A 2,759-nucleotide genomic window follows, 5' to 3' on the forward strand; every position below is an offset into this window, starting at 1 on the left:
AACTTTCAAGGGTTTGGCGTCAAGGGATATGGTACTCGAGTACAATCAATAAACGGACTGAATATTTATAAATTAGGATCAAGTACATCCGGAATAGGATATGCCATATATGCTGACAACCCCAGCGCTTGCTACAATGGTTTCATACCCCTAACCAATAGTAACACCGAGAACAGCAACCACCGTATTCTTTGCGTTGCAAATGGAACATTTCCAACGCAACCAATACAAGGCACTATAAAATTAGTTTTTTACAAAATTGGGGATATCACTCCCGGGAAAATACCCGCGCAAACAGCAGCCTCCCTAATATTGCAGAACAACCAAAAAGATCGGCAGCGTCCAGAGTCATACTAAAAAACAACACCATTCACAGTGAGCACTCATGGTTGCACACTTAACGCCGTCAACATCAAAGTCCCACTTGGTGAGGTTGACATGAAAGACCCAAGCAGTTCAGGAGTTACCGCTGCGGAGAAAAACTTTTCGATCCCCCTTAGCTGCGACACCGAGACAAAAGTCAAACTAACCCTCGATGCAGGCCCCGCCGGCGTTTATGACAATACCAATGGGTTGCTCAATCTTGCCAACCCTGCTTCAGCAGATACCGCCCAAGGTGTGAAGATTCAGATATTATCCAATAATGCGCCGGTGACATTCGGAAAGTCTCTAGATGTAGGCGTTCAAACCATTGAAGGAGCCTTCGATATTCCCCTTCAGGCGCGTTATTACAGGAGTGTGGAGACGCTCAGGCGGGTGTGGCTGACGCCACTACCACCTATATCATCGCTTATGAATAGTCAGCCGCAGTCTGAAAGATAACTGCTTAGCCTGTTCACTCCTCGGAGAAACAACGACCCCCACCCCTTCTCTACTTTCAAAGCTCTACGAACACCAACTGGCCCTCGAAGCCCCCATCATCGAGTTGTCAAACTGGGTGGAGCTGCGAGGCGTCTGCGGATGCGGCTGAGAACGTACGCAGTGCACTGGACACAATGGTCGACATTCACGACCGCCGGCCGGTGGTCCTGGCCCCAGAACTGAATAATACGTTATTGCCGACGCCGCCAACGCCTTGTAATTCTTTAAAAATTTCTGGTGGTACCTCGGTGCAGGCGGCTAAAGCGAATTGCTGATGCAGCCCTGGAAACCCTAGCGTGAAAATCATGATTCATAACAAAAATCAGACCAATCCCATATGACGATCCACTAAGAATCTTTAGTCTCACCTTCCCCAAAATTTAAAAATATCGCTATATCGGAGTAAAATCATGGGTTACAGCTCTCGCCTACTTATATTAATTGTAGCTGCTGCTACCGCTCAAGCAGTTACGGCGTCTGACGGACAGATTGATTTTGAAGGTAAACTGGTAACCGAAACTTGCCACGTCTTTTTACCTGATGCTTCAAACAAATATCCTCTGGAAGATACTGATCCACTGAAATCGTTCGTCACCCTGCCAACGCTCTCAACTTCCGCGCTGGCAAGAGCTGGAAGTGTTGCAGGAGAGACCAGATTTACTATTGCTCTTAGCAGATGCTCCGGAACGTTCAAAACCGCAGCAGTACTCTTTGAACCCGGCCATACTGTTGACCCAACCAGTGGCAATCTTAAAAATTCAGGATCCGCCACCAATGTCCAGTTGCAACTAATTGACGCGGCTAATGGCAACGCCATTAAGGCGGGTAGTGCATCGCAGATAAGTGCCACAACTCGCTTTGCGATAAATTCAGAAGGCGAAGCAGAGCTACCCTACGCAGTTCAGTACTATGCACAAGCCGCGACCGGCCCAGGAACTGTCGTTAGCTCCGTGACTTACTCAATTAATTATCAGTAAGAGCCACTCCAGATGAGCCTGGCGGACAATTGCACACAGCTAACGCGGCATAACCGTGAACCTTTTTTTGGGGGGCGGCTCATTTTTACTGGATCATTTGAAAGACAGCCCCAATAACATCAGCTGTAGGGCTTTCTTGACAAGTTACAGATAGCTCAAGTGGCATAAATTATGCTTATGACTTGACCCATTTTTGGCCCATCATCTTTTTAGAAATGTCAGCGGGTAAAGTAGCCGGTCCTTCATGAATGATGGCTAGGGATTCGAACCCCCTCTGTCGTCGCCACAGACCGCTTAAGGCCAACAAACATTGGCTTTTCCGCCTGATCCCTTGGCCTCCTACGGTCTATTGCGGCCCTAAATTTGCCATAAATTTGCCCTAAACATCATTTTGACCACCCCCCCTAGGCAGAGTAATTAATGGGTTTGGACTTCAGTGCATCCAGAATCGCAGCCAGCTGCGCCGAAGGTTCCATTGCTTCCCGAAGCGCAGCCATTGTGAATCGCCCCGGATTCTCTAGACACCTTGCAAACTCATTGCGTAACGCTTTTCAAACTCTACCGGTGACAGTTGATTGTTGAAGCCATGGCGGTGTTTCGCGCTGTAGAACATCTCGATGCAATCAAACACATCACTACGAGCATCTTGCCGCGAGGTGTAGATTTTCCGCCTGATCCGTTCCCGTTTCAGAAGCTGGAAAAAGCTCTCGGCCACGGCATTGTCATGACAGTTGCCTCGGCGACTCATGCCGGCAATCAAATTGTTTGCCTTCAAAAAGCTGCGCCAATCGGAGCTGCTGTACTGGCTACCTTGGTCGGAATGAACCATCACCTCTTGCTTCGGCTTACGCCTCCAAACCGCCATCAACAACGCATCAATAGCCAGATCACTGGTCATCTGCGACTTCATTGACCAGCCAA

Annotated in this window: 4 protein-coding genes; 3 read left to right on the forward strand and 1 reads right to left on the reverse strand. The window is 48.5% G+C overall.

Translation table 11 applies throughout. The annotated features are described in order from the left end of the window. From BLX41_RS34025 to BLX41_RS15295, 3 genes are all read left to right on the forward strand, one after another. Nucleotides 1-357, forward strand: a 357-nt coding sequence (locus tag BLX41_RS34025) for a hypothetical protein (protein ID WP_221179211.1), incomplete at its 5' end; no start/stop codon positions are given. An 18-nt stretch (nt 358-375) separates the two neighbouring features. Next, nucleotides 376-822: a fimbrial protein gene (locus tag BLX41_RS15285; protein WP_123725576.1), complete on the forward strand. Its 447-nt coding sequence runs from the start codon at nt 376-378 to the stop codon at nt 820-822. Between the two features lie 449 nt (nt 823-1,271). Then, a complete protein-coding gene (locus BLX41_RS15295) occupies nt 1,272-1,838 on the forward strand; it encodes a fimbrial protein (protein WP_123725577.1) in 567 nt (188 codons plus the stop codon). A 517-nt stretch (nt 1,839-2,355) separates the two neighbouring features. Here the strand turns inward: BLX41_RS15295 and BLX41_RS15300 are convergent. Continuing rightward, nucleotides 2,356-2,759 (reverse strand): DDE-type integrase/transposase/recombinase (locus BLX41_RS15300; RefSeq protein WP_148059735.1); only part of this gene is annotated, 404 nt, incomplete at its 5' end.

Source organism: Pseudomonas protegens, from assembly GCF_003732485.1.
Taxonomy (GTDB): domain Bacteria; phylum Pseudomonadota; class Gammaproteobacteria; order Pseudomonadales; family Pseudomonadaceae; genus Aquipseudomonas; species Aquipseudomonas protegens_B.